Origin of the sequence: Glutamicibacter sp. BW77 (assembly GCF_002332285.1) — a bacterium.
In the GTDB taxonomy this organism is placed as follows: Bacteria; Actinomycetota; Actinomycetes; order Actinomycetales; family Micrococcaceae; genus Glutamicibacter; species Glutamicibacter bergerei.
Window position 1 is genome coordinate 12,169 of sequence record NZ_NRGT01000007.1, and the last position, 22,528, is coordinate 34,696.

The following is a 22,528-nucleotide window of genomic DNA, read 5'->3' on the forward strand; positions in this document are numbered from 1 at the left end:
AATTTAAGGGAAGGGCAGTCCTTCTCCCCTGTGCCGTTTACTCGAAGTCCTGCAAGGCATCCAGCGTTTTCCGGGTCGAGCGCTCATCTGGCTACGACGGTTCCGTCCCATCAGATGAGTGCTGGTTCTGGTACGCCTCCGCCGATGAGGGTGGTTACGCCGGTAACCGGGTCGCCGTCCAATTTGTACCGGTGGCTGGATTCTTTGAAGGTGAGTCTGCGTTCGGTGCTGGCTCCTTGCAGCTGCCCCTCGGTGCTGAAAAGCTGACTAAGGGACAGAAGGGCGCGGTAGTCGCCGTTGTCCGTGAATTTGTCAACGCTAATGCGGCATGACATTAGACGAAAACCATCCGCCACTTCCTGACAAGATCCAGCGTCTGATCGACGCGATCAACATGCAGCACGTCTGGGCGCTTCGAAAGCTCCACGGAAAAGACCTGGGTGATCATGTCCAAGTCCTCATCGAATTGGAAACCGACAAACGGTACGACGAGATGATTGCACTCCTCGAAGAGATCACCGAGCTCATGCACACGCTGGAGCAGTACGACACTAGGGAGCCGCAACCTTATTACGCGGAGAAGCTCGCCTCGATCTACATAAAACTTGGTAGCCATGACGATGCTATCCGGGCGCTGCGCCGATGGTTGGACGCTTGGCCAGCAGACAGGTTGGCTATGCAGCCGGCCAGCGGGAGAAGATCACCACCAGAATTGCCGGACTAGAGGTACGAAGAATGGACCTTTGACCCTGTAAACGGCATGTTGACCGCGTCAACACGAACCGCAACAAAGAGCAAAGGAACCACACGGTTACGGCGAGTAAACAACAAAGAAGTAGAGTCAAAGCCGGTATGACAAGGAAAAATGCCGGTTCAAGTCCCCTTTCGCGCACGCAGGGAATTCCGCTCCCTCTAACCGGCAAGAAGTTCAGCGCCACTTCGACCGTATTTTATGCGGATAGGCAGTCTGGAAATTCCGAGTGCTAATTGACTGAAGTCCTCATTGTTTGCCGGGACCATGCTGCTTTCAATTACTTCTCTAAAGTTCCGCGCCCTCCAGATCTAACCTTGCATTCGCTACTCGAACAGTGTGATTTCACTCTCTGCGATACGTAAAATACACTTCCATTCACCTAAACGAACTATCTGCTCACACTTTTGATTAAAACGATTTAATTATCAGCTGACTTGGCATCTTGCGTCTTTATACGCGTTCGAACCAAGAGCGGAAGCCGCTAGTGAAGCTATGCGTATCGTGCCTAATTTATTGAATCCTGACTAACTCAAAGTCGTGGACAGGATCTGCACAGTTCTCGATTAGCAATCGATGCTACCCGCCGGTATTGCACTTCGAGTGCATCTCAATCCAGATGCTAAACGAAGTCACTTAACTTGAAAGAGGTATAGTCATGGGATTCATTGGTTGGATTGTTTTAGGTCTTATTGCCGGTGCGATTGCTAAGGCAATCAAGCCAGGTAACCAGGGTGGCGGCTGGATCGCTACGTTGGTGCTTGGTGTGGTTGGTGCCATTGTCGGTGGCTGGATCGGTTCCGCGTTGTTTAGCGTGGATATCAGTTCGTTCTGGGACATCAAGACTTGGTTGCTGGCCATCGGCGGTTCGTTGATTGTTCTCATTATTTGGGGATTCTTGACTCGCAAGAAGGCGTAATAGCGCAAACGAAGATGGCCTCGCTCCTACACGGAGCGAGGCCATCTTCGTTTTAAGATAACGCCGAATCTCACGAACCCTCAATGAATCGGCGAGTTCTACTGGCTTTGATCTGCACCCCGGACGGATCGCCCCTTGGCGGCATCTGGTCGTAACGAGCTGACCTTTTATTGGCGCTAGTTCCATCTCTAACTTGGTAGGATCAATGACGGCCAGCATCTAACATCACGGCCGATTTGCCGCCAGTCTTGGAGACCCAATGCGTATCGCCATGCTTTCCCTGCACACCTCGCCCATGGAACAACCCGGGTCCGGAGATGCTGGCGGCATGAACGTTTACATTCGCAACCTCTCCATAGCCTTGGGCGCTCTGGGCCACGAGGTTCACATGTTCACCCGCACCGCACAAGCTTCGATGACCAGTGAAGTCGGCCCACGGGTTTTCATGCATCAGGTACAGATGCGTCCAGGGATCCAGTTGTCCAAAGAAGAACTGCCGGGCATTATCGATGAAGCCGCTTCCCTGCTCGAGGAACATATGGACAGCCTGAACATCGACATCATCCACGGCCACTATTGGCTTTCTGGAATGGTCGGACTACAACTAGCCGAAGCATGGCGCATCCCCTTGGTTGTTTCGCTCCATACCTCCGCGGCGGCGAAGGAATTTGAATCCGGCATCCCCGAGCCCGAAGCACGCAAGGATGCCGAACGACGCCTGCTAGCAGGGGCTTCGCGCATCATCGCCAATACGCCGGTCGAGGCCAGGGGGCTGGCCCGGTTCTACTGTGTAGACAAGGAAAAGCTCGATGTGGTGCTGCCGGGAGTCGACCACAAGATTTTCCACCCCGAGCAAGACAAACTGCGCCGCCCCCTGGGCGAGGACGACCTTCATGTGGTCTATGCCGGACGGTTCCAACGGCTCAAGGGCGCCCACGTACTGATCGAGGCGATCGCACTGGCACGCGCAGAGGACCCCACGCTGAAGATCACCGCGTCACTGTTCGGTGCAAATTCTGGTTCCGCCGAATACGACCTGCCGGCTCTTGCCGAAAAACACTTAGTCGCCGATGTATTAACCTTCTTCGGTCCGCTACAACCCGCACAGCTTGCCGCGGTCTTCGCCAACGCCGATGTGGTGGCGGTCCCCTCACTGTCTGAAACCTTTGGGCTGGTTGCCGCCGAAGCACAGGCTTGCGGCACCCCGGTGCTCGCCAATCATGTGGGCGGATTAGCCTACGCGGTCAACGACGGTGAATCGGGCTGGTTGATGGAAGATTGTTCTCCCCATCTTTGGGCACAACAGCTACTGACACTCGCGCGCAATCCTGCGATGGTCACCCAGGCTGGGCACGCAGCGCTTGAACATAGTGGTGAGTTCACTTGGGAACGGGCAGCTGTGACTTCGCTAGCCAGCTATCGCATGGCGAGCACCCCGGCCCCGACACCATCGCAACAGCTCTAAGGCTCACATGCGTACCCCCTTTACCTGGCTGGCACATCGTTTCCCACTAGAACGTCGCTCACTTCGTATCGCATCACTCGCTGCGCTGATTGCAGCGATCTTGATCATTCTTGGCGGCGGTGTAGTCCGCGTTACTGGCTCGGGGCTCGGTTGCCCTGACTGGCCCACCTGCGCGGGCGGGTCAGTAGCACCGAGTGCGCAGATGGGATTGCATGCCATTATCGAGTTCGTCAATCGACTGCTGACCGTTGGATTATGCGTCGTGGTGGGCTGGGTAATTATTACCGCTCGCTTGCAACGCAGGCAGGCTCCGGAGGTGACCCGTTGGGCTTGGATGCAGTTCTGGTTTGTGGTTTTGAACGCCGTCATTGGTGGCATCACCGTCTGGGTCGATCTGAATCCGTATGTGGTGGCTGGGCACTTCCTGGCGGCTACCGGGCTGCTCACTGCCGCGGCCATCACCTGGCAGAAAAGTCAGAACCTCGATAAGCCGCAGCTGCCCGCCGGTTCGCGGAATTCACGCGTGCTCGCCCGCTGGCTTCTGGCCATGACCGCGGTGCTGGTCATTCTGGGAACCGTGGTTACCGGTACAGGCCCTCACGCCGGCGATTCGGCCGACGTTCCGCGCATGCCGTTCTCCTGGATTTGGGTCACCCTGATCCATGGTGCCGCGGCGCTGGCGGCGTTCAGCTTGGCAGTCGGCTTATGGTGCCGTGCGAAGCGGGCCGGCGAGAAGCTCCTCGCAGACAAGACCTTGCTTTTTATTCTCGTTTTTCTAGGCCAAGGAGCTCTGGGAATCATTCAGTCCCTAACTCACCTGCCCGAGCTGATGGTCGTTTTGCATCTAGTCGGTTCGGCATTGGTCTGGATTGGCGCCGTCCGCGTACTTTTGGCGGCCGAAGGAAGCCATCACGCTACAACACGAATCCCCGCAATGGCCGTATAAATTTAGTGGTCCGTAGCTAATTGCTACGGACCACTAAATTTTAGTCTTTGCGGGTCAGGTCCAGCTCAAAGTGTGGTTTGAGCTTGCGCGGGTTCCACCCTTGCACTTTGTACCCCTGGCTGGTCGCTTCAAATCCCAGATCTACGGTGGCCGGCAGTAGCACCGGAGTTTTAAATTCAATGCGCCACGAATAGTTTCCGCTAGCCGGTTCAATTCCTGCCAGCGCGCGAGCCGCCAAATAAATACCGTGGGCAATGGCCCGAGGCATTCCTAGCGCCTTCGCGCTGAGTGCACTGAGGTGAATCGGGTTGTAGTCCCCGGCCACGGAAGCCCATGCCCGTCCAGCACCTGCTCCCAGTTTCCATTGTGCGGTGCGCTGCGGCGCACTAAACTCACTATGCTCCACACTCGGCGGCGTTTGGCCATCAATTTTGACGCCTTTAGCCAGGAAGGTGCTGCGCAACAACATTCGGGTTTGCCCGTCCACCACAATCTTTACCAGCAGATCGCAGCAGACCCCCTTGGGGTGTGCCACTAAGTTCTCGGCGTTCACTTCCACGTCAAATAACTCGGCGTCCCCCAGCGGCTCGGCGACGTCCACCTGGTTGGTTAGGTGAATCATGCCCAGCAACGGCAGCGGAAAATCTTCGCGTAGCATCAAGGACATCGCCAGCGGGAACGCCAGCGAATGTACGTAGAGGCTAGGCAGTTTACCGTTGGCCGGCGCTTTGACCGCGCGGCGGAATTCTCCGAGTTTTTCCCGGTCGGCTTGAGCCCCTTGGAAGACCAGCGTCACCTTGGGCAACACCGGGTTCTTACTCTTACGGTTCAGCGTTTTGACCGCCCGCGCATAAACCGATCCCATCGAGGGGATCGCGGAAACTACTTCGGCACCCATTTAGGCACCCACTAGCGACTGACCGCAGACACGCAGTGTCTGGCCGTTGAGGCCGGCGGCAGCGTCAGAGCCAAGGAATCCAATCGCCTCGGCGACATCTACCGGCAAGCCACCCTGCATGAGCGAAGGCAACACCAAGCGTGCCACGGTTCGAGTGCCCAGCGGGATCTTTGCGGTCATCTCGGTTTCGATAAAGCCCGGTGCCACGGCGGTGATCGAGCCACCGCTTTCGGCGAATAGTGCGGCGCTGGCTCGCACCATGCCGATGACGCCTCCCTTACTGGCGGCGTAATTTGTCTGCCCGCGGTTACCGGCAATGCCGGAGGTCGATGCCAGGCAGACGACGCGAAGTCCTGGGATTTTTGCGGCCAAAAAGACTTCATTCATGCGCAGCTGTGAGGCGATATTAACCGCGATGACCGAATCCCAACGGGCGGCATCCATATTTGCCAGTAACTTGTCCCGGGTGATTCCGGCGTTGTGTACTACCAAATCCAGCGAGCCGTGTCGGGTGAGCGCGTGATCCATGATGCGTGCGCCGGCATCCTTGGCGGTGACATCTAGCTGCAGCGTAGTGCCACCGACCTGATTTGCCACCTTTGCGAGCGCGTCGCCCGCCTGCGGCATGTCAACTAAGACCACCTTGGCACCGTCACGGGCCAGGGTGCGGGCAATCTCCGCGCCGATACCACGGGCGGCGCCGGTGACGACTGCGACCTTACCGGCCAGTGGTGCCCGGAAGTCATCGGGAAGTTCTCCAGCTTCGGTGCGGACGGTCAAAAATTGACCATCCACGTATGCGCTGCGCCCGGAGAAGAAGAAGCGTAGCGCTCCCAGTGCGCTCGGGCTGACAATGCTGGTGTCACCAGCTAAGACGATGCCGTTGGCGGTGGCTCCACCGCGCATTTCGCGTCCCAAGGAACGCATCGCGCCATCAATGCCTTGGCGGACCGCGGCGACCGCAGGCTCATCGTTAGCCAACGCCGGCTTGGAGACGGAAACCACCCGGGCTCCGGGCACTAGTTTGCGCAAGGCAGCACCGGTGGCAAGCATCAGGGCGGAGAGCTGTTCGGGATGGCTCAGCTCATCGAGTAGCAATACCAGCCCACCTAGTTTGCTCTGCCCCGCATCGTGACGGCGCACATCCAATCCCCAAGAGACCATGATGTCGCTGAGTTCCTGGGCACGGGCGGAGGTGCCTAAGACCAATACCGGACCGGGAAGCAGCGGGGTGTCTACCCCGTAGCGGCGCAGGCGCGGTGGGCGTGGAAGTCCAAGCAGCTTCGCAAGCTTCTTGGTCATCCCACTGTTCACTAGTTCTAGGTACTTATCAGCCATTTACTTTCGTGCCTCCAAGATTGCAACAACACCCTGACCACCGGCGGCACACACGGAGATCAGTGCGCGGCCCGAACCCTTTTCATGCAACATTTTTGCGGTGCTGGCGATCAGTCGTCCGCCGGTGGCGGCGAATGGGTGGCCAGCGGCCAGCGAGGAACCATTCACGTTGAGCTTGGCGCGGTCCACGGTGCCTAGTGGTTCGTCTAGTCCCAGCTTTTCGCGGCAGAACTCTTCGGACTCCCACGCCTTCAGCGTGGCTAGCACGGTGCCGGCAAAGGCCTCGTGGATCTCGAAGAAGTCAAAATCTTCGAAGCTGAGGTTATTGCGCTTGAGCAGTCGGGCGGTGGCGTAGGCAGGAGCCATCAGTAGTCCTTCGCTACCGTGGACAAAGTCCACCGCGGCAGCTTCGAAGTCTACAAAGTTCGCCAACATCGGCAGATCGTTTTCCTGAGCGTAAGCCTCGCTACCCAAAAGCACTGCCGAGGCGCCATCGGTCAGCGGGGTGGAGTTCGCAGCGGTCATCGTGGCCTGCTCCCCCAGCGACTTGCCGAAGGCTGGCTTAAGCTTTGCCAGCTTGTCCATGGAGGAATCGGCGCGCAGGTTATTATCCTTGGCTAGCCCGTTAAACGCGGTGATCAAATCATCGAAGAAACCACGGTCATAGGCGGCTGCAAGATTTTTGTGGCTGGCCAACGCTAGTTCGTCTTGGGCTTCGCGGGTGATGCCCCAGGCATGGGTGGTGATGGCTTGGTGTTCACCCATTGACATCCCGGTGCGTGGTTCACCGGTGCCCGGAGCGCTGGGTGCTAGGTGTGCCGGGCGGATCTTCGCCAAGGCGCTGAGCTTGGCCTTGGTGCTGCGCGCCCGCGAAAGTTCCAGCAGGATAGCGCGCAATGGCTCGGAGACCACAATTGGCGCGTCACTGGTGGTATCCACGCCACCGCCGATGGCCGAGTCGAGCTGGCCGAGCTTGATCTTATTTGCCAGCGAACCGATGGCTTCCATGCCGGTGGCGCAAGCCATCTGTACGTCGTACGCCGGAGTAGCCGCGTCCAATGAGCTACCCAGTACGCACTCGCGCATCAGGTTAAAGTCCTTGGAGTGTTTGAGTACCGCGCCGCCGGAGACCGCGCCGATGCGCTGTCCCTGCAGGCCAAAGCGGGCTACCAGGCCTTCCAGCGCGGCGGTGAACATGTCCTGATTGGAGACGTTCACGTAGGCGGTGTTTGACCGGCCAAAGGGAATACGGTTGCCACCGATGATTACCGCGTGGCGCACTGGCTGATCGGCCATGGAAGAACTCCTAGGGTTGTGAGAAGTATTACTGTAACCAACAGTACATGATACTCTAAGTTACGTGAACAAGATCACCCAAGATAACGATGCGGTCACCGATGGTCGTTCGGCCCGCTGGCAGGCGCATCGCAGCCAACGCCATACCGAGCTGCTCAAGCTCGCCCGCAAAGCGGTACATAAGCTGGGCCCGCAGGTGTCCATGGAAGACATCGCCGCGCACGCCAAAACCTCCAAACCGGTCTACTACCGCTATTTCGGAGATAAGGAAGGGTTGCGCCAAGCGCTCGGCGCGGTGGTTATCACAGACTTCCGCGATTCGATCATCGCCGCGGGCCTGGCCGAGGGAGACGAAGCCGGGGCGCTACGCGCAATGGTTACCGCCTACCTGGAGCTAGCCAAGGGCAGTCCGAACCTTTACTTTTTTGTCACCGCCCAAGCCCCGGACGTGCTCACCGCACCAGATCGCACGGCAACCGGCTCCCTGGGAGTACTCAATGCCTTCTTCGACGAGGTCACCGCATTGATGAATGAGCGGCTAACCGCACATCTGGCCGGCAATACGCACAGTGCCTCCAAGGCCACCGGATTGTGGCCACGCGCGGCCCTCGGGATGATCCGCTCCGCCGGAGAAATCTGGTTGCGCCAGCCCGAAGGCGAAGACAAAGCAACTTTGAATGAAATGGCCCAGGCCCTCAGCTCTTGGCTCACCCACGGCATCTCCACCACCCAACGCAGCGCATGAAAGGCAAACAAATGAACAGCATCAACGTTAAAGCCCTGGCCGAACAGCTCCTTGGCCCCTACGCAGAAATCCGCAAGGCTTCGCGTGCTCGCGCCGCCGACCCGCAGTTGCAGCGTGACCCTGCGTGGTCCATGGATGAACACCGCGAACAGGTGCTGCGCCAGCTGAAGGTCTTAGTTGATCAAAAAGCGGTACAGCGCGCATTCCCGAAGAAGTTTGGGGGGCTCGATGACCACGGAGGCTCCATCGCCGCGTTCGTGGAACTTGTCGCCGCGGACCCTTCGCTGCAGATCAAAGCCGGCGTGCAGTGGGGTCTTTTTGCCGGTGCCATCATGCACCTAGGCACCGAAGAACACCACGCCAAGTGGCTGCCGGGCGCAATGAACCTGGATGTACCTGGCGCGTTTGCCATGACCGAGATCGGCCACGGCTCCGACGTGGCTGCGGTAGCGACCACCGCCACCTATGACCCGGAAACCGAAGAGTTTGTCATCCACACGCCCTTCGCCGCTGCCTGGAAAGAATTCTTGGGCAACGCCGCGTTGCACGGCACCGCAGCGACGGTCTTCGCGCAGCTGATCACCAACGGGGTAAACCACGGCGTGCACTGTTTCTACGTGCCGATCCGCAATGAAGACGGTAGCTTCGTTGAAGGTGTCGGAGGCGAGGATGACGGGCTTAAGGGCGGACTGAACGGTATCGACAACGGCCGTTTGCACTTCACCAACGTGCGCATCCCACGCACCAACCTGCTCAACCGCTACGGCGATGTGGCCGCCGATGGCAGCTACAGCTCCCCGATCTCCTCCCCCGGCCGACGCTTCTTCACGATGCTCGGCACCCTGGTCCAGGGTCGAGTCTCACTCGACGGCGCAGCAACTGGCGCCTCGAAGATGGCCCTGCAGATCGCCGTAACTTACGGCAACCAGCGTCGCCAGTTCAACAGCGTCTCAGATACCGAAGAAACCACGATCTTGGATTACCAGCGTCATCAGCGTCGGCTGATCACCCGGATGGCACGCACCTACGCCGCGTCCTTTGCACACGATGAACTGCTCTCGAAGTTTGACGCGGTCTTCTCCGGCCGCGAAGACACCGACGAGGATCGTCAAGATCTAGAAACCCTGGCCGCGGCGTTGAAGCCGTTGAGCACCTGGGACGCGTTAGACACCATCCAAGAATCACGCGAAGCCTGCGGCGGTTCGGGTTACATCGCCAAGAATCGCTTCACCCAGCTCTACCAGGATCTGGATGTGTACGTGACCTTCGAAGGGGATAACAATGTGCTCTTGCAGCTGGTGGGCAAACGCCTGCTCACCGATTACGCGGCAGAGTTCCGCAAGCTAGATACCGGGGCGATGGCCCGTTACGTGGCCAAGCAGGTCGGCACCACAGCGCTCTACCGTTCGGGGTTGCGCAGCGTGGGCCAGGCCTTCGTCGATGTCTCCGATGAGCGTAAGAGCGCAAACTTCTTCAAGGATCCGGCGAACCAGCGCGAGCTGTTGACCGACCGGGTCAACGCCAAAGTTGCAGAGGTGGCAAACGCTTTACGCGCGGCAGGCAAGGATAAAGTCAAGGGCGCCAAGGCTTTCAACGAGAATCAAGACCTGCTGATCTCGGCCGCTCGTGATCACGGGCAGCTGTTGCGCTGGGAAGCTTTCACGGCGGCGCTGACCAAGGTTGAGGATCCAACTACCGCCGAGGTGTTGACCTGGTTGCGTGATGTCTTCGCACTGAGCTTGATCGAAGATGATCTGGGCTGGTTCTTGGCCCACGGCCGACTGTCCATGCAGCGTGCGCGCACCCTCCCGGGTTACCTCAATCGTCTGCTAGACCGCCTGCGCCCCCATGCTCAGGATCTGGTTGACGCGTTTGGCTACACTCAGGAGCATCTGCGCGCGGAGATCTCCACCGGTATCGAGGCCACCCGCCAAGATGAGGCCATGGAGTACTTCCGCAAGCTACGGGCCAGTGACAATGCTCCGGTCAGCGAGAAGTCGTTGAAGAAGTCCAAGGCGTAAGTTCGCTTCAGGGCCGCGGCTACCTACTTGGTGGTCGCGGCCTTGGTCGTCTCAAGTAGTCGATAAGCGTTGATGAGCGCACAAATCTGGCTGGCCGTGGCTACGTCCGGCATCGAGATGATCTGCTGTTGGTAGTAGCCCATATCGATGACGACGGCCGGCCCATTGCCGGTCAAAAACCCCTTATGCGAGATGTCCGAGCGGTAGCCCCACCCACCGTATTCCAAGGCCCTTACGTCTTTCACGTGCACGGCTTTGATATCCGAGTACTGAAGCTTCATGACCTTAAAGCATCTGGAAGCCACAATCCGTGTGCCTTGTCCGTCGACTTCAAAAGCTCCAGCAAAGAAGAACCAGTAGCACAGGCCGCCGGCCAGCGCGCCGAAAATCACCACGAATTGGTCGGCGTACCAACCGATCAGCATCAGTAGTATCGCAACTGCGGCAATCAACCAGCGCATCCCGGGCACTGTCAGCGTCACCTGCGATACCTCGTCGAGCTGCGCGCGCTGTGCCTGGCTAAGCGCCACAGCAGAGGCTGGGTCGTTAGCTTCCAAATCCGCGGCGATTATCTCGTGTGATTGTTCGTGCATCACCTCCCGCGGACGGTAGGCGAAGAATACTAATAGGCCCAACAGTGCGGATCCGGTCAAAGATACAGCAAGTGTCAGCCCGTGCACGGAAGCGAACTGGGCAGAGCCCATCCCCAATTGGCCCACGACCAAAGCAAGGCTCAAACCATTGATCATTAGTCCAAGCACCACCGCGAATCCGAGACCAATCCGGGCCAGCATGATCGACTGAGCGCGGGTCATGATCGCCGCGCATCCGATAGCCCCGGCAACAAACACAGAGAAAAAGGTCATCGTCAGCACGTGACCTAAGAGGGAATCATAACCGTCTACCTCGCCGCGGCCATTCCAGTGCGTCGCGAGTTCCGCCGGCAGCTGGTCCTTGACCATAACCATCCAGGCGCCTGCCAACAGGGCAAGAATCAGCAATCCACTGATAATGCCGATGATCCAATTGCGGTTATATCTCTGGTCCTCTTCGGACACGACACCCTCTCGTGAAAGTTCCCAAATGTGGCATAAAATTTCTACCTACCTGATTTAAGCTTACCAAATCAGAGGTGTTCTATTTAATTATTATTGAGACCACGTGCAAGGATTTCGATCCTATTGCCAAACGGGTCACGGCAGTGGAACCGCTGGTAACCCTCAAAGCTATGCCGCTCCACCCAAGACAGTTCATGCCCACCCGATTCAATCCGCCGGGCCATCGCTTCCAATGTGGCAATATTCTTGACTAGAAATGCCGGATGCGCCTTGCCGCTCGGGACAAAGTTTTGATCAACACCAAGATGCACTTCAGCGACCACCTGTTCGCCTTCGAACGCTCGAAACCAGCACCCGCCGCGCTGCTGTAGCGACGGCGGTTTGGGCACCTCGGTGAGGCCTAAGGCCCCTACGTAAAAGCTGCGAGCAAGCGTTTCTTTTCCTGATCCCATCGAAAGCTGTACATGATGCAAAAACATTTTACGTACCATCCTGTCAATTGATGATTTACGCCAAATTTACCAGGCAGGTTTTTCGTGATCACCCGGCTGACCTGAGTATAAAAAGAATATACCCACTTATCCACAAACGGTTCCTGCGAGCCTAAAACGTCGGTACAACGGCGTAAAGTGAAACTATGTACGAAGAAGAAGCTAGTCCTGACAAGGAGTTCGAAGCTCCGCCGCCAACGAGACCACCTACATCCGTGGCGCTCGATTACACCGAGCTCAGCGAGCAAGCTATAGATGACGGCATCGACGATGCCATCGCTCTTCATGATAATTCTTTACTCGCCCAGTATATTAACGAGACTGAACGTCGCAAGGCCAGCTTTAGTGCCAAGCAAGCCAGAATGGCTTACTTTTACGAGAAGCAAGTTGTCCGTGAAAATGAGGACCGCGGGGTGCACATATACCAAAGTGAACGTGGCGCCGCAGCGGCTATTGCCATCAATCGTCGGCAAAGCACCAATGGGGCCTGTAGTTACCTAAGAGCCTGCCGGATCCTCCTCGAAGACACCGCGAACCTCTTCGATTGTTTTGCCCATGGGCATCTGACCGAGCGCCAGATCAAAGCCATTACCGAACCACTTGAAGAAGTTGACGCGAATGGCCGTCGTGAATTTGATGCGATTTTCGCTGATCACACGGATATGTTTGAGAATCTTGGGGTGCGGGCCATCAGCGACCTCGTTCGAAAATTCACCGAGCGATTTCAAAGCAGTGAAAAGGCCGTCAAGATTGAAGATGAAGCCGCGAAACGTTATGTCCGCTTCCGCAAGAGCAAGGACTGTGTGATGCTCAGTGCGAAGCTGCCCTTGGCCGAAGGCATAGCCTTAGCCAAGTCGATCAAAAAACGCGCCAAGGCAATCTTCCGCATGGGCAACGACCCACGCACCAAGCAACAGCTCCAGGCAGACATGCTCATCTGCAGTCAATTGGAAGGTTTTCCGCCGAAGGTTCCGCTGTTCTTGGACGTCAAACTCATCATGACCGATAAGACACTGTTTGCAGGCAGCCATGAGCCGGCAAACCTGCCGGGCTACGGAATCATACCGGCGCAGTATGCTCGTGAGTTAGTCGCTGGAGCGAAGGTGGACCTCGAAGATCCATTCCACCTGACGCTGAAAGACGATGAATTGAACCGCAGAATTTTCACTTTCCCGGAAATTCAAAGGATCTACACCGCACCCGGTAATCAAGACCTCATCGCTATGGATTCAAAGGCTCGTGAATTCCCTGAGTCGCTAAAAGAGTTCATCCGAATTCGAGATTCCCATTGCATGACGCCTTACTGTGACGGTGTTCCTGAAGAAATTGACCACGTGGTGCAACGCCATCCGAACGGACCAACCTCGGTACATAATTCGTCCTACAGATGTCGCTTTTGCAACTTGGCCAAAGAGTTGCCGGGTTGGTACGAAAAAGTAGATTATTCCATTCCGCATTCCATCGTGATCAACACGGGAGATGGACGAACGTATCGTTCACTGGCTCCACCTGCCACGGGCATTGTGCGCGAGGCTGACCCGCAGGCGAATGAACAGCCCCGCAAGTAGGAAAACACTACTGAATGTTAATCCGTCGGTTGTTGTCGAGCCTGGAGTTCTTCAAATCGTCCCTTGGGAAGTGCCACGACGTAAATGATCGAGGCAAGAATAAAGACGATTACGAACGACAAAAGCCCCAAGCCCACGCTTTGGGAACTGGTGCCGTTTGATTCCACACCCAGGGTGCTCAGAACCGAGCCCAGCCCAACACCGAGCACTGCATAGGCGAAAGCTTCAACGCTAATCACGATGGCCTTTTCTACCTGGTACCAGTGGCCCGCGACTAAAAATCCTCGCGCTGTTATTCCGCCAACAACAAAAGCCACCGCGGCGATAACTGCGCAAACCATCAGCATGCGGAATGCGGATCCATAGCCGACACCATCGGGTCCCATGTGGATTGCAACGTGTCCAGGGATAAAAGGTCTGGCCAACCAATAGCCCATAAAGGTCAATACAAGGGCCAAGACTGGAGCAACAAGAAAAAGGCGACGAGTACCAGCAGGGCAACTCAACTTTTCATTTGCGCTACTTGGCATTTTTTCTCCCTTCCTCTTGTTCTTCAGATGAAACCATAAACTCGATCGAACACCACGCTTTAGACTACCTGAGTGAAAAAGAGTTTGCTAGCAAATCCGCGATTCTATAAATCTTGCATCCATCTGACGGGTTTAAAGCGGATTGCCTGAGAGATGATTTTGCTCCTGGGGCCGTGCAGCTTCGCGCATGCGATAGTTGCGTGAGTGAACGCCACCATATCTAGCGCCCCCTATTTCGGGGCAACGATCGAGATAACTGGTCGTGTAAAACCTGTCCAAAAAGCGTGAACATTTTGGTGCCTGCCACTTCAGCTGCAGTCGACACTTCGTCTAGGCTCAAGAACCCATGCACTAGGCCCTCATGGTCTAGTAATTGAACGTCTACTCCAAGCAGGTTCAGTTTCTTGGCTAACTCTGCCCCTTCATCATGTAGCGGATCATGTTCTGCAATCGCAATCATTGTTGTGGGTAGCGCTCTTAGTTCTACGTGCAGTGGACTATATTTCTCTAGCGTTTCTGGTTCCAGATCCTGAACCCACTGTTGGATGAACCACCGCAAGTCTGCACTGCTAAGACCCCAACCCTGTCCTTTGCTCCGTATACTGGGACTGCTCAACGTTAGGTCAGTATTCGGGCAGGCAAGTAGCACTGCGGATACATGGCCCCCGGTTGAAATGTACTCATTCGCTGCTAAGGCGGCAATGAGTCCACCAGAGCTATCGCCGGCAAGAGCCACCGGTATGGTTGGCTGATTTATCTGACTTTGCTCATTTGATGCCCAACGCAAAACATCAACCACGTCTTCAATTGCTGCAGGGGCAGGATGCTCGGGTGCCAACCTAAAATCTACTGCCATCACGTTGACATCACCGTGTACTGCTAGTCGCCGACATGTTCGGTCGTGCGATTCGAGATCACCAAAAGTAAATGCACCGCCATGAACATAAACCACCAATGGCCGCGACTGCTCCCTCGTCTGGTAATACCGAACCGGAATTGCCTTTTGGCTCGGGATTTGAAAGTTCCGCACGGAATACAGATCGGGACCTGGCCCGCGTGAACGCGGCAACCGTAAACTTTCCAAGTCTGGGGACGTTGCAGTTTCAGGTACCGAGCGCACCGTGGACAGCCATTGCTGAAGTCCCGTGTCTGCCACATGGCCATTTCGGGTTGCTGCCTTGGTCAATTGCTCTTCGGGATATCTTTCCATTGGATCAAAAGCTTACCTCGTGAAGAAAACGCAACACTTCACTCAATTCTCTAATGACACCGCTGTGTGCCAGAATCCAAATTAGAAGTATTCCTCTCGCCTGGAGACGTCGTGAATAGTGTCGGAGAAACCAAAGGAAGTGCTCTCAACCGCATCTTTCGCGTGACCTTGTATCTGAAGGGACTTGACGGTTTACTCGAGCTAATAGGCGGCGGGCTTTTGTTGCTGGTTCCACCGAACCAAATTGGCACCCTTGTCCGGATTCTCACCCAGCACGAACTTTCTGAGGATCCTCAAGACCTTGTAGCCAACGCTCTAATTATCGCGGCTCACGGACTGACACTCTCAGCTTCCTTGTTTGGTGCTATCTACTTGCTTCTGCATGGGTTCGTGAAAGTTATTTTGGTTTGGGCGGTGCTTCGAAATTTCCTCTGGGCGTACCCATGGATGATGGCATTCTTACTAATTTTTATTGGCTATCAGGTCTATCAGCTTGTCGTAAAATTTAGCCTAGGCATGGCGCTTCTAACCGTCTTTGACCTGTTGATCCTCTGGCTGACTTGGTATGAGTACAGGATGCACAAATCTCGGAAGCCAATCTCAGGAAAATAGCCGTTCAACCCACGGATCAGCTGGGATCAATGGCCTGCCAAGCAAACCACCAACTATTCGTGATTACCGGTTTGCCAGTTCCTTCAGAATTCTTCCGTTGATGTGACTCTTGCGAAGTCCCCACGTGCAAGATTTATTGCACTGATACGGGCGAGTGATGCAGCGTCCACCATCTTTCCGTCAGCGTCTTTCAAACTGAATGTATGGCAAGCATCAAATGCCACTGTGGTGTGAAACCCAAGATTTCCGGACATACGCGCGGTCGTTTCGACGCACATATGGCGGGCACAGTTCAAAATCGGATTCGATAACCTAAACCCGACCGGCGCGTTAATCCTCTAACGCCGACCAGAGAATGTTAATTTTTGGGTATGCGAAACCCCGAGGTCACCGATAAAGAACGCCAACAGCTCAAAGACTACAAAAACACCGCACCACACAAGCTCGTGGTGAAGAAAGCAGAAGCTTTACTACTGCTGTCTGCTGGTGTTGATCCGGTGATTGTTGCTGACTTCGTGGACCGTGAACCTTCCACGTTGGAGGACTGGGTCCGAGACTGGTGCACGCAGCGCATGGCGTCCTTGTTCACTGGTCACGCGGGAAATCTGAATCGAAGCTTCTTGACCGCGGAGCAAAAAGAAGCCGTGGAACAGGTGCTTTCCCAGCCGCCGGGTGATGAGTATTTGCCGGCGCAGTTCTGGGATGTTCCTAAACTAGATCGCTGGTTATCGACTACGTTCAACGTTGAGTATGCTTCGCCCACGTCGTATCAGTTCTTGTTGCGTATGGCGGGGTTGTCTTTTCATAAGCCGGAGAAGTTTGACCGGCGGCGAGCCGATGACAAGCTCATTGACCAGCGAATCAAAGAGATCCGGGAAGAACTCGCGGTTCCGTTGGCTGATGAGGATACGTTGGTGTTCGCTGCGGACGAGGTACGTATTGATCAGGAAGCTGTGGTGCGGCGGGCTTGGTATGAGAAGAATACGAAAACGGTGTTGCAGGTGGACCGGCAGAAGGCTTCGCAGTCGTTTATTGGGTTCTTGGATCAGAACACTGGGCAGTGTTTGACGTTGAGGTTGGATTGGCAGAATAGCGCCACGATCTTAGAGGCGGTGCAAACCTTGGTGGGGTTGCATCCGGGGAAGAAGATCGTGATTGTGTGGGATAACGCGACGTGGCATAAGAATCAGTTGCTGCGTGCTGAACTGGGCCTGGGGCAGTCGTTACGGGATGTTCATTTGATCAATTTTCCGCCGTATGCTCCGGATCATAATCCGATTGAGCATGTGTGGAATGATGCGAAGAACGCGATTAGCAATGTTCAGCGGGATGATTTTGAGTCGACGGTGACGGCGTTTGAGGCGCATACCCGGTCGCGGTCGTTTGATTACAAGATTTGAGGGTTGGCCGACCGTTTTTGAAATAAGAGAGCCATATTTGTTTGAATTCCGCACAGTACGACCTGCCGAATATTCTCCTTTTCGAGCCACTCGGCTAGGTCGGGTGTTCCATAAAACGCAGAGTTCACCGTCTTGGTGATCGAAATAGTTGGTTGCACGGAATCGAGAAATCCTTTCAGTTTTGAACTGTCATGAACCGGATGAAAAGTTGATTCGAGACGATCTGAACTATGGGTAACCATGACTATTGGCATGTTCAGTTGTTCCCACTTCTGGATAAGTTCCTGAATATGCTCTTCAGCATGCGGGTTGTCCCGGATGCCCCAAAATAATTCATCATCGAAAGTTCGTTGTACATCGATGATGATTAACGCAGCGTCGGGGCAGCTGCTCTGCGAAAATTTCTCGGAGGAAAACGACGTAGACGTCGCCTGAAAAAAGTCTGTGTTGTCCATGTTTAATAATTTGCCTGACATGGTCGGTGCACAGTGAGTGACAGTTTTGACAATGTCCGATGGTTTATCGCCATATACTTTGCTTATGATCGATGTCGCGCTTTTGCTCATGCCCGGAACTGGGGTCTGGGGAAGAAGCGCCCGGAAATTCACGCTAAAGAGTCTGAGGCCTGTTGAATGGGTTCCATGGCGGTCGATTTTCTAAGTGATGAGCAGGCAGCAGGGTTCGGCGGATTCCCCGACGAGGTATCGGCGGAGGACCTGGAACGTTTCTGTTGGTTGGACGATGCAGACCTGTCGGTAGTTGGTCGCCGTCGGGGAATGCACAATCGCCTGGGATTTGCTGTCCAACTGATCACGGTGCGGGTGGCAGGACGGTTCCTGACGGATCCATTGGCTGTTCCGTGGCCGGTGGTGGAATTCCTGGCCGGGCAGTTGGATATTGCGGATGCTTCCGTGCTCAAGCTGTATGCGCAGCGGGTCCAGACCGGGTATGAGCATGCCGCGGAAATTTCCATCGTGTACGGGTATGCGGATTTCTCCGATCCGGCCAGCCACGCGGAGCTGAGGCTGTTCCTGGAGGCCCGGGCCTGGACGTCGTCGGAGGGACCGGTGCGTCTGTTTGAACGGACGGTGCTCTGGCTGCGTGAACGCAAGGTCCTTCTCCCCGGCGTCTCTACGTTGACACGACTGGTTATAGAGGTCCGTGCCGGAGCAAATGACCGCCTCCATTCCATGCTGGTTGACGCGGCCGGCCCCGCCTTGATCCTGGAATTGGAAGGCCTGCTTCGCGTTGGGGAGGCATCACGGCTGACCGCGTGGGAAAGATTGCGGACCGGGCCCTCGAGGGTATCGGTGCCAGAGTTGTTGCGGCAGTTGGAGCGGCTGGGTCGCTTGCGGGCCCTGGGTGACGGGACCATCGATGTGGAGATGATCCCCGAGGGTCGGATGAATGCCCTAGCCCGCTACGGGTTGGCGGGCAAGACCTCATCGCTTCGAGAACTATCAGACCAGCGGCGGGGTGCGACACTGCTCTGTGCCGTGCGCGCCTTGACGTCAGAAGTTGCCGATGATTTGTGTGATGCCTTGGACGCCATTGTCACCGAACGCGTTCTTCGCAAGGCAGCCAGGGAATCCAGTGCCGCCCGGTTGAAATCCCTGCCACGCTTGTCCAAGGCCTCACTGCAATTGGCGAAGGCCGCGAAAACACTGGTCGAGGTGTTGGACAACACGGAGTATTCCGGCGCAGAGGCCGCCTCGGTGCTGGCCGATCAGGTTTCCTTGCCCGAGATACGCGCCGCGCTGGAGGTGGTGAACGAAGTGGTGAATCCCGACGGAACCGGGGCGGACACTGCAACCGAGATGATGCGCCGGTTCGCCACCGTGCGCTCGTTCCTGCCGGCGTTGGCCGCGGCGGCACCCTTCGGGGCCACCGCGGGCGGGACGCCAACGTTGGCGGCGCTGACGGCGCTGCCGGAAGTTCTGGACGGCCGCAAAAAGGACCCGGCCGAGGTTGATCTGTCCGTGCTCTCGCCGGCTTGGCAGCGTCTTGTCACGGTTGCGGAGGAGATCGACCGCAAGGCCTATACGGTGGCGGTGATGGAGGCCGTCCATAAGGCGCTGCGGCGTAGGGACATTTTCGTGGTGGGTGGGCGTCGCTGGGGAGATCCCCGGGCGCGGTTGCTCACCGATCCGGCGTGGCAGAAACCCAAGACTGAGACCTTGAGGGCGCTCCAGCTGCCGGAAGAGCCAGCGGACCACCTGGCCGATGTTCGCCACCGCCTTGATGCCCGTTATCTTGCGGCGGCCGAGCAACTGGCCGACAATCCCGCGATACGCATTGATGATTCCGGCAAAGTCCACCTCTCACCTTTGGAGGCCAAGACGATACCGGAGTCACTGACGCAGTTGCGGAGGTTGGTCTCCGGGATGCTGCCGCGGGTGGACCTGCCCGATGTGCTGCTGGAAGTGCATTCCTGGACGGGGTTCCTCTCGGAATTCAGCCACGTCTCGGAGGCCTCCGCAAGGATGGGCCAGCTCAGCGTTTCGGTCGCCGCCATCCTGGTTGCCGAGGCATGCAACGTCGGCCTGACACCGGTGGTCAAGGAAGGCCACCCCGCACTGACTCGGGGACGCCTGACGCACGTAGATCAAAACTATGTACGCGCCGATACGCTTCGCGCGGCCAACGCCCGTCTAATCCAGGCCCAGTCCGGTCTGGGACTCGCGCAACGCTGGGGCACAGGCTTGTTGGCGTCAGTCGACGGAATGCGGTTCGTGGTGCCGGTGGCCACCGTCAATTCCGGGGCAAATCCCCGGTACTTTGGCCACGGTCGTGGATTGACTTGGCTGAACTATCTCAACGACCAGGTCTCCGGGCTGGGTGCCGTCGTGGTCCCGGGAACGGTCCGCGATTCCCTGCATATTTTGGATGGGCTGCTCGATCTTGATGGCGGCCAACGCCCCGAAATGGTCGCCACCGATACGGCCTCCTACTCGGACCAGGTTTTCGGGCTCTTCACCCTGCTCGGATACCGGTTCTCACCCCGCCTGGCAGGGTTACCGGACCAACGGTTCTGGCGCGTCGACGCCACGGCGGACTATGGGAAGCTGAACGCGGTGGCCGGCCGCAACCGAATCAACATGGAGCTCATTACGGCGAACTGGCCGGACATGCTTCGCCTTGCCGGGTCCTTGACCGCCGGGACGGTGCGCGCCTCGGAAATCCTGCGGGTCACCCAGGGCGGTGGGACACCAACTCTGCTCGGAAAGGCGTTGGCGGAGTACGGCAGAATAGCCAAGACCGAGCATCTGCTGGACTTCATCGATGCCGACGAGGGTTATCGTCGGCAAATCCACACCCAGTTGACTGTGCAGGAATCCAGACATGCGCTGGCCAGACTCGTCTTTCATGGCAGGAGAGGCCAGATACGCCAGTCCTACCGGGAGGGCCAGGAAGACCAACTTGGCGCACTCGGTCTGGTGCTGAACGCGGTCATCTTGTGGAACACCCGCTACCTGGACGCCGCGCTCACCGAACTCCGCGACCGCGGCGTCCCCGTTGCCGACGAGGACGTACAACGACTGTCGCCGCTGGTCTCGGAACACATCAACATGCTGGGTCGCTACTCTTTCGCCGCGGACTCCACCGGCACGCAACTTCGACCTTTCAGGAACCCCGACGAGGACCGGGAAGCCTGAACGAAGCAATACAGTGCTGACATCTACCGGCCCGCGAGGGGAACGCTCTGCGGGAGTACTGTGACGGGACCAGTGCTTTCTGGCATCACCCAATTGGCCAATCAAGTATTGCCGATGCAGACGGCCCAAATTTTTTTGTCAAGGGACATTGGTTTCTGCCTAGCGGCGGGCCTGAACCCATGAAATCAGCAAACGTAACTGTAGGAAATTAGGATCAAAGTCGGAACTAAGGTGCAGGCAAACGCACACGCCCATTTCAAGAAACGGTGGGAGCCCTCCTTGTCGACATAGTGCCTGTTCACTAGGATCCACAGAATGAGGCAAGCTAGCAGTATGGGGCTACAAATAACTAGCGCAGAGAGGAAGCCATCATCCTCGGTTGCGTCCCCTACTGTTATCCCCAGGTGAGCCAGCGGCCACGTAGCCATGAGGAAATATATGATCCAGTAGAAAACCACACCGGGTATCCCTAGCAGCACGTTTACTGCTGCTATCGACAGAAACGGGGCACCCTTGATGCCAATGAATGTATGCACTAGTTACTCCGGATCAGGGCGTTGTAATTCTCTATGACGTTGTAGAGTCCCATCACTTGGTGGCGCCATAGCTCGGATTGGGTGCCGGGGAAAAAACATCGACTTCACTGTATCTGCGCATGGTCACGACACAAGTTTATCCATCGACGGATACTCCACACTCGCGTTACCGGCACTTCTGCCCGCAAGAATTTCCAGATGGCCGCAACGTCGTTGCGATTCTCTTTCAAGGAACCCTATACGGGACACTTTTCACGCCCGGCGATGGATCTATCAATGCGTGGTGACTAATAGCTGAGCATGGCGGTTAAATCACAGCGCTCAGTGGCGGCTTGCGACCACCCTCGCGCAGAAGCCAAACTGGTCAAAACTCTGACTCGGCAACCCTTCGGAACCTTGCGTTAATTAGCGGAGTTTCCGGATGGCTCCGGGGCCTTTCGTCCTGCACTGATTATGCGCACAATGCTAACTACTAGTACAACGAATAAGCCGATCATTCCGATGATGACTAGACCAGCGCCGTTGACATTTGACCAAGATAACGCGATGCCCAGATAGAGGAGAAGCAGGTCGGCTGCGAGGAAAACCATCATGCGTTCACCTTCACGATAAATGGACTGTGCGTTCTCCTCAGTTATTGCATTGGGGTAGTTAAGCGATCCGGGCTTGGTCGAGACCCAAGTAATGAGAACCATCATCACGACCATGACACCAGAAACCCAAAGAGCGCTTGATTTTTCCCCATGGTTATCAGGCTTGCCCATGAGGTCGAAATGCGTAGGTACGATATCTGGCATCGAAGGATACTGCGATAGAACCCACGCAGAAGTCAGGACTGCTCCAAAGAGGGACACAACGCGTATAAATCGAATGAACTGTCCGGTGGAATATGTACGAGGAGGTCGGATCGGTACGGTCATACTCATCGCTGGCTGTTTCCCCATTTCGAAATTTTCTTGAATTGCGCCGTTCCACGGTGCCATAAGTATCTCGCAAGCGCTCCAGCGAGCGAAATTCGCGACCATCATCATGGAATCGTCTTAACAAGGGGTAGTCCTAGTCGGCTTTTCGAGGTAATTCACAAGGGA

At 56.4% G+C, this 22,528-nt stretch carries 20 protein-coding genes; 10 read left to right on the plus strand and 10 right to left on the minus strand.

Going from position 1 to position 22,528, the window contains the following annotated elements:
• Window positions 1-110: 110 nt before the first annotated feature.
• Window positions 111-335, minus strand: coding sequence for a hypothetical protein (locus CIK74_RS00540; protein ID WP_096253760.1), 225 nt, complete (start codon window positions 333-335; stop codon window positions 111-113).
• On the opposite strand from CIK74_RS00540, the gene CIK74_RS00545 reads away from it, so the two are divergent.
• From CIK74_RS00545 to CIK74_RS00560, 4 genes are all read left to right on the plus strand, one after another.
• A complete protein-coding gene (locus CIK74_RS00545; RefSeq protein ID WP_096253761.1) occupies window positions 329-724 on the plus strand; it encodes a tetratricopeptide repeat protein in 396 nt (131 codons plus the stop codon). The two genes, CIK74_RS00540 and CIK74_RS00545, sit on opposite strands and share 7 nt — an antisense overlap.
• Before the next feature lie 685 nt (window positions 725-1,409).
• Window positions 1,410-1,670, plus strand: coding sequence for a GlsB/YeaQ/YmgE family stress response membrane protein (locus CIK74_RS00550; RefSeq protein WP_096253762.1), 261 nt, complete (start codon window positions 1,410-1,412; stop codon window positions 1,668-1,670).
• A gap of 259 nt (window positions 1,671-1,929) precedes the next feature.
• A complete protein-coding gene (locus tag CIK74_RS00555) occupies window positions 1,930-3,135 on the plus strand; it encodes a glycosyltransferase (RefSeq protein ID WP_096253763.1) in 1,206 nt (401 codons plus the stop codon).
• Between the two features lie 7 nt (window positions 3,136-3,142).
• The gene (locus CIK74_RS00560; RefSeq protein WP_096253764.1) at window positions 3,143-4,081 is read left to right on the plus strand and encodes a COX15/CtaA family protein; all 939 of its coding nucleotides are present in this window, start codon (window positions 3,143-3,145) and stop codon (window positions 4,079-4,081) included.
• A gap of 40 nt (window positions 4,082-4,121) precedes the next feature.
• Here CIK74_RS00560 and CIK74_RS00565 read toward each other — a convergent pair whose 3' ends face one another.
• Genes CIK74_RS00565 through CIK74_RS00575 form a run of 3 tightly spaced genes read right to left on the minus strand, consistent with a single transcriptional unit; the run spans window position 4,122 to window position 7,613 of the window.
• On the minus strand, window positions 4,122-4,979 hold the full coding sequence (locus CIK74_RS00565; RefSeq protein WP_096253765.1) for a MaoC family dehydratase: 858 nt from the start codon (window positions 4,977-4,979) through the stop codon (window positions 4,122-4,124).
• Entirely contained in the window at window positions 4,980-6,317 is a 1,338-nt protein-coding gene (locus CIK74_RS00570; protein WP_096253766.1) for a 3-oxoacyl-ACP reductase, read from the minus strand.
• Window positions 6,318-7,613 (minus strand): acetyl-CoA C-acetyltransferase, encoded by a 1,296-nt coding sequence (locus CIK74_RS00575; RefSeq protein WP_096253767.1) that lies wholly within the window; start codon window positions 7,611-7,613, stop codon window positions 6,318-6,320. It lies immediately after the preceding gene.
• A gap of 64 nt (window positions 7,614-7,677) precedes the next feature.
• Between CIK74_RS00575 and CIK74_RS00580 the strand changes: the two genes are divergently transcribed.
• Together CIK74_RS00580 and CIK74_RS00585 are read left to right on the plus strand one after the other, a co-directional pair.
• The gene (locus tag CIK74_RS00580) at window positions 7,678-8,358 is read left to right on the plus strand and encodes a TetR/AcrR family transcriptional regulator (protein ID WP_096253768.1); all 681 of its coding nucleotides are present in this window, start codon (window positions 7,678-7,680) and stop codon (window positions 8,356-8,358) included.
• 11 nt (window positions 8,359-8,369) lie between these two features.
• Window positions 8,370-10,379 carry an acyl-CoA dehydrogenase gene (locus CIK74_RS00585; RefSeq protein WP_343251912.1) on the plus strand — a complete coding sequence of 670 codons (2,010 nt, stop codon included), beginning with the start codon at window positions 8,370-8,372 and terminating at the stop codon, window positions 10,377-10,379.
• Window positions 10,380-10,402: 23 nt separating this feature from the next.
• Here the strand turns inward: CIK74_RS00585 and CIK74_RS00590 are convergent, their stop codons facing one another.
• Both CIK74_RS00590 and CIK74_RS00595 read right to left on the minus strand, forming a co-directional pair.
• Window positions 10,403-11,437 (minus strand): DUF1648 domain-containing protein, encoded by a 1,035-nt coding sequence (locus tag CIK74_RS00590; protein WP_096253770.1) that lies wholly within the window; start codon window positions 11,435-11,437, stop codon window positions 10,403-10,405.
• Between the two features lie 83 nt (window positions 11,438-11,520).
• Window positions 11,521-11,916 (minus strand): VOC family protein, encoded by a 396-nt coding sequence (locus CIK74_RS00595; protein WP_096253771.1) that lies wholly within the window; start codon window positions 11,914-11,916, stop codon window positions 11,521-11,523.
• Window positions 11,917-12,074: 158 nt separating this feature from the next.
• Between CIK74_RS00595 and CIK74_RS00600 the strand changes: the two genes are divergently transcribed.
• The gene (locus CIK74_RS00600; protein WP_096253772.1) at window positions 12,075-13,496 is read left to right on the plus strand and encodes an HNH endonuclease signature motif containing protein; all 1,422 of its coding nucleotides are present in this window, start codon (window positions 12,075-12,077) and stop codon (window positions 13,494-13,496) included.
• Between the two features lie 17 nt (window positions 13,497-13,513).
• Here the strand turns inward: CIK74_RS00600 and CIK74_RS00605 are convergent, their stop codons facing one another.
• Both CIK74_RS00605 and CIK74_RS00610 read right to left on the minus strand, forming a co-directional pair.
• Window positions 13,514-14,026, minus strand: coding sequence for a hypothetical protein (locus CIK74_RS00605; protein ID WP_141392818.1), 513 nt, complete (start codon window positions 14,024-14,026; stop codon window positions 13,514-13,516).
• A gap of 220 nt (window positions 14,027-14,246) precedes the next feature.
• Complete coding sequence (locus tag CIK74_RS00610) at window positions 14,247-15,236, minus strand: alpha/beta hydrolase (protein WP_096253774.1); 990 nt, start codon at window positions 15,234-15,236, stop codon at window positions 14,247-14,249.
• Window positions 15,237-15,302: 66 nt separating this feature from the next.
• Between CIK74_RS00610 and CIK74_RS00615 the strand changes: the two genes are divergently transcribed.
• Window positions 15,303-15,848 (plus strand): DUF2127 domain-containing protein, encoded by a 546-nt coding sequence (locus CIK74_RS00615; RefSeq protein WP_096253775.1) that lies wholly within the window; start codon window positions 15,303-15,305, stop codon window positions 15,846-15,848.
• A 365-nt stretch (window positions 15,849-16,213) separates the two neighbouring features.
• Window positions 16,214-17,248 carry an IS630-like element ISAar31 family transposase gene (locus CIK74_RS00625; RefSeq protein ID WP_096253777.1) on the plus strand — a complete coding sequence of 345 codons (1,035 nt, stop codon included), beginning with the start codon at window positions 16,214-16,216 and terminating at the stop codon, window positions 17,246-17,248.
• Here the strand turns inward: CIK74_RS00625 and CIK74_RS00630 are convergent.
• Window positions 17,236-17,856 carry an isochorismatase family protein gene (locus CIK74_RS00630; protein ID WP_096253778.1) on the minus strand — a complete coding sequence of 207 codons (621 nt, stop codon included), beginning with the start codon at window positions 17,854-17,856 and terminating at the stop codon, window positions 17,236-17,238. The genes CIK74_RS00625 and CIK74_RS00630 overlap by 13 nt on opposite strands.
• 33 nt (window positions 17,857-17,889) lie before the next feature.
• Here CIK74_RS00630 and CIK74_RS00635 point away from each other — a divergent pair, with 33 nt between their 5' ends.
• On the plus strand, window positions 17,890-20,904 hold the full coding sequence (locus CIK74_RS00635) for a Tn3 family transposase (protein ID WP_096253790.1): 3,015 nt from the start codon (window positions 17,890-17,892) through the stop codon (window positions 20,902-20,904).
• Between the two features lie 937 nt (window positions 20,905-21,841).
• Here CIK74_RS00635 and CIK74_RS18615 read toward each other — a convergent pair.
• Entirely contained in the window at window positions 21,842-22,471 is a 630-nt protein-coding gene (locus CIK74_RS18615) for a DUF1648 domain-containing protein (RefSeq protein ID WP_096253780.1), read from the minus strand.
• Window positions 22,472-22,528: the final 57 nt, after the last annotated feature.

Excerpts from the sequence above, each read along its gene's own strand:
- CIK74_RS00545 (WP_096253761.1), top strand. The coding sequence starts at position 329 with ATGACATTAGACGAAAACCATCCGCCACTTCCTGACAAGATCCAGCGT.
- CIK74_RS00540 (WP_096253760.1), bottom strand. The coding sequence starts at position 335 with ATGTCATGCCGCATTAGCGTTGACAAATTCACGGACAACGGCGACTAC.
- CIK74_RS00550 (WP_096253762.1), top strand. The coding sequence starts at position 1,410 with ATGGGATTCATTGGTTGGATTGTTTTAGGTCTTATTGCCGGTGCGATT.
- CIK74_RS00555 (WP_096253763.1), top strand. The coding sequence starts at position 1,930 with ATGCGTATCGCCATGCTTTCCCTGCACACCTCGCCCATGGAACAACCC.
- CIK74_RS00560 (WP_096253764.1), top strand. The coding sequence starts at position 3,143 with ATGCGTACCCCCTTTACCTGGCTGGCACATCGTTTCCCACTAGAACGT.
- CIK74_RS00565 (WP_096253765.1), bottom strand. The coding sequence starts at position 4,979 with ATGGGTGCCGAAGTAGTTTCCGCGATCCCCTCGATGGGATCGGTTTAT.
- CIK74_RS00570 (WP_096253766.1), bottom strand. The coding sequence starts at position 6,317 with ATGGCTGATAAGTACCTAGAACTAGTGAACAGTGGGATGACCAAGAAG.
- CIK74_RS00575 (WP_096253767.1), bottom strand. The coding sequence starts at position 7,613 with ATGGCCGATCAGCCAGTGCGCCACGCGGTAATCATCGGTGGCAACCGT.
- CIK74_RS00585 (WP_343251912.1), top strand. The coding sequence starts at position 8,370 with ATGAACAGCATCAACGTTAAAGCCCTGGCCGAACAGCTCCTTGGCCCC.
- CIK74_RS00595 (WP_096253771.1), bottom strand. The coding sequence starts at position 11,916 with ATGTTTTTGCATCATGTACAGCTTTCGATGGGATCAGGAAAAGAAACG.
- CIK74_RS00600 (WP_096253772.1), top strand. The coding sequence starts at position 12,075 with ATGTACGAAGAAGAAGCTAGTCCTGACAAGGAGTTCGAAGCTCCGCCG.
- CIK74_RS00605 (WP_141392818.1), bottom strand. The coding sequence starts at position 14,026 with ATGCCAAGTAGCGCAAATGAAAAGTTGAGTTGCCCTGCTGGTACTCGT.
- CIK74_RS00610 (WP_096253774.1), bottom strand. The coding sequence starts at position 15,236 with ATGGAAAGATATCCCGAAGAGCAATTGACCAAGGCAGCAACCCGAAAT.
- CIK74_RS00635 (WP_096253790.1), top strand. The coding sequence starts at position 17,890 with ATGGCGGTCGATTTTCTAAGTGATGAGCAGGCAGCAGGGTTCGGCGGA.
- CIK74_RS18615 (WP_096253780.1), bottom strand. The coding sequence starts at position 22,471 with ATGATGATGGTCGCGAATTTCGCTCGCTGGAGCGCTTGCGAGATACTT.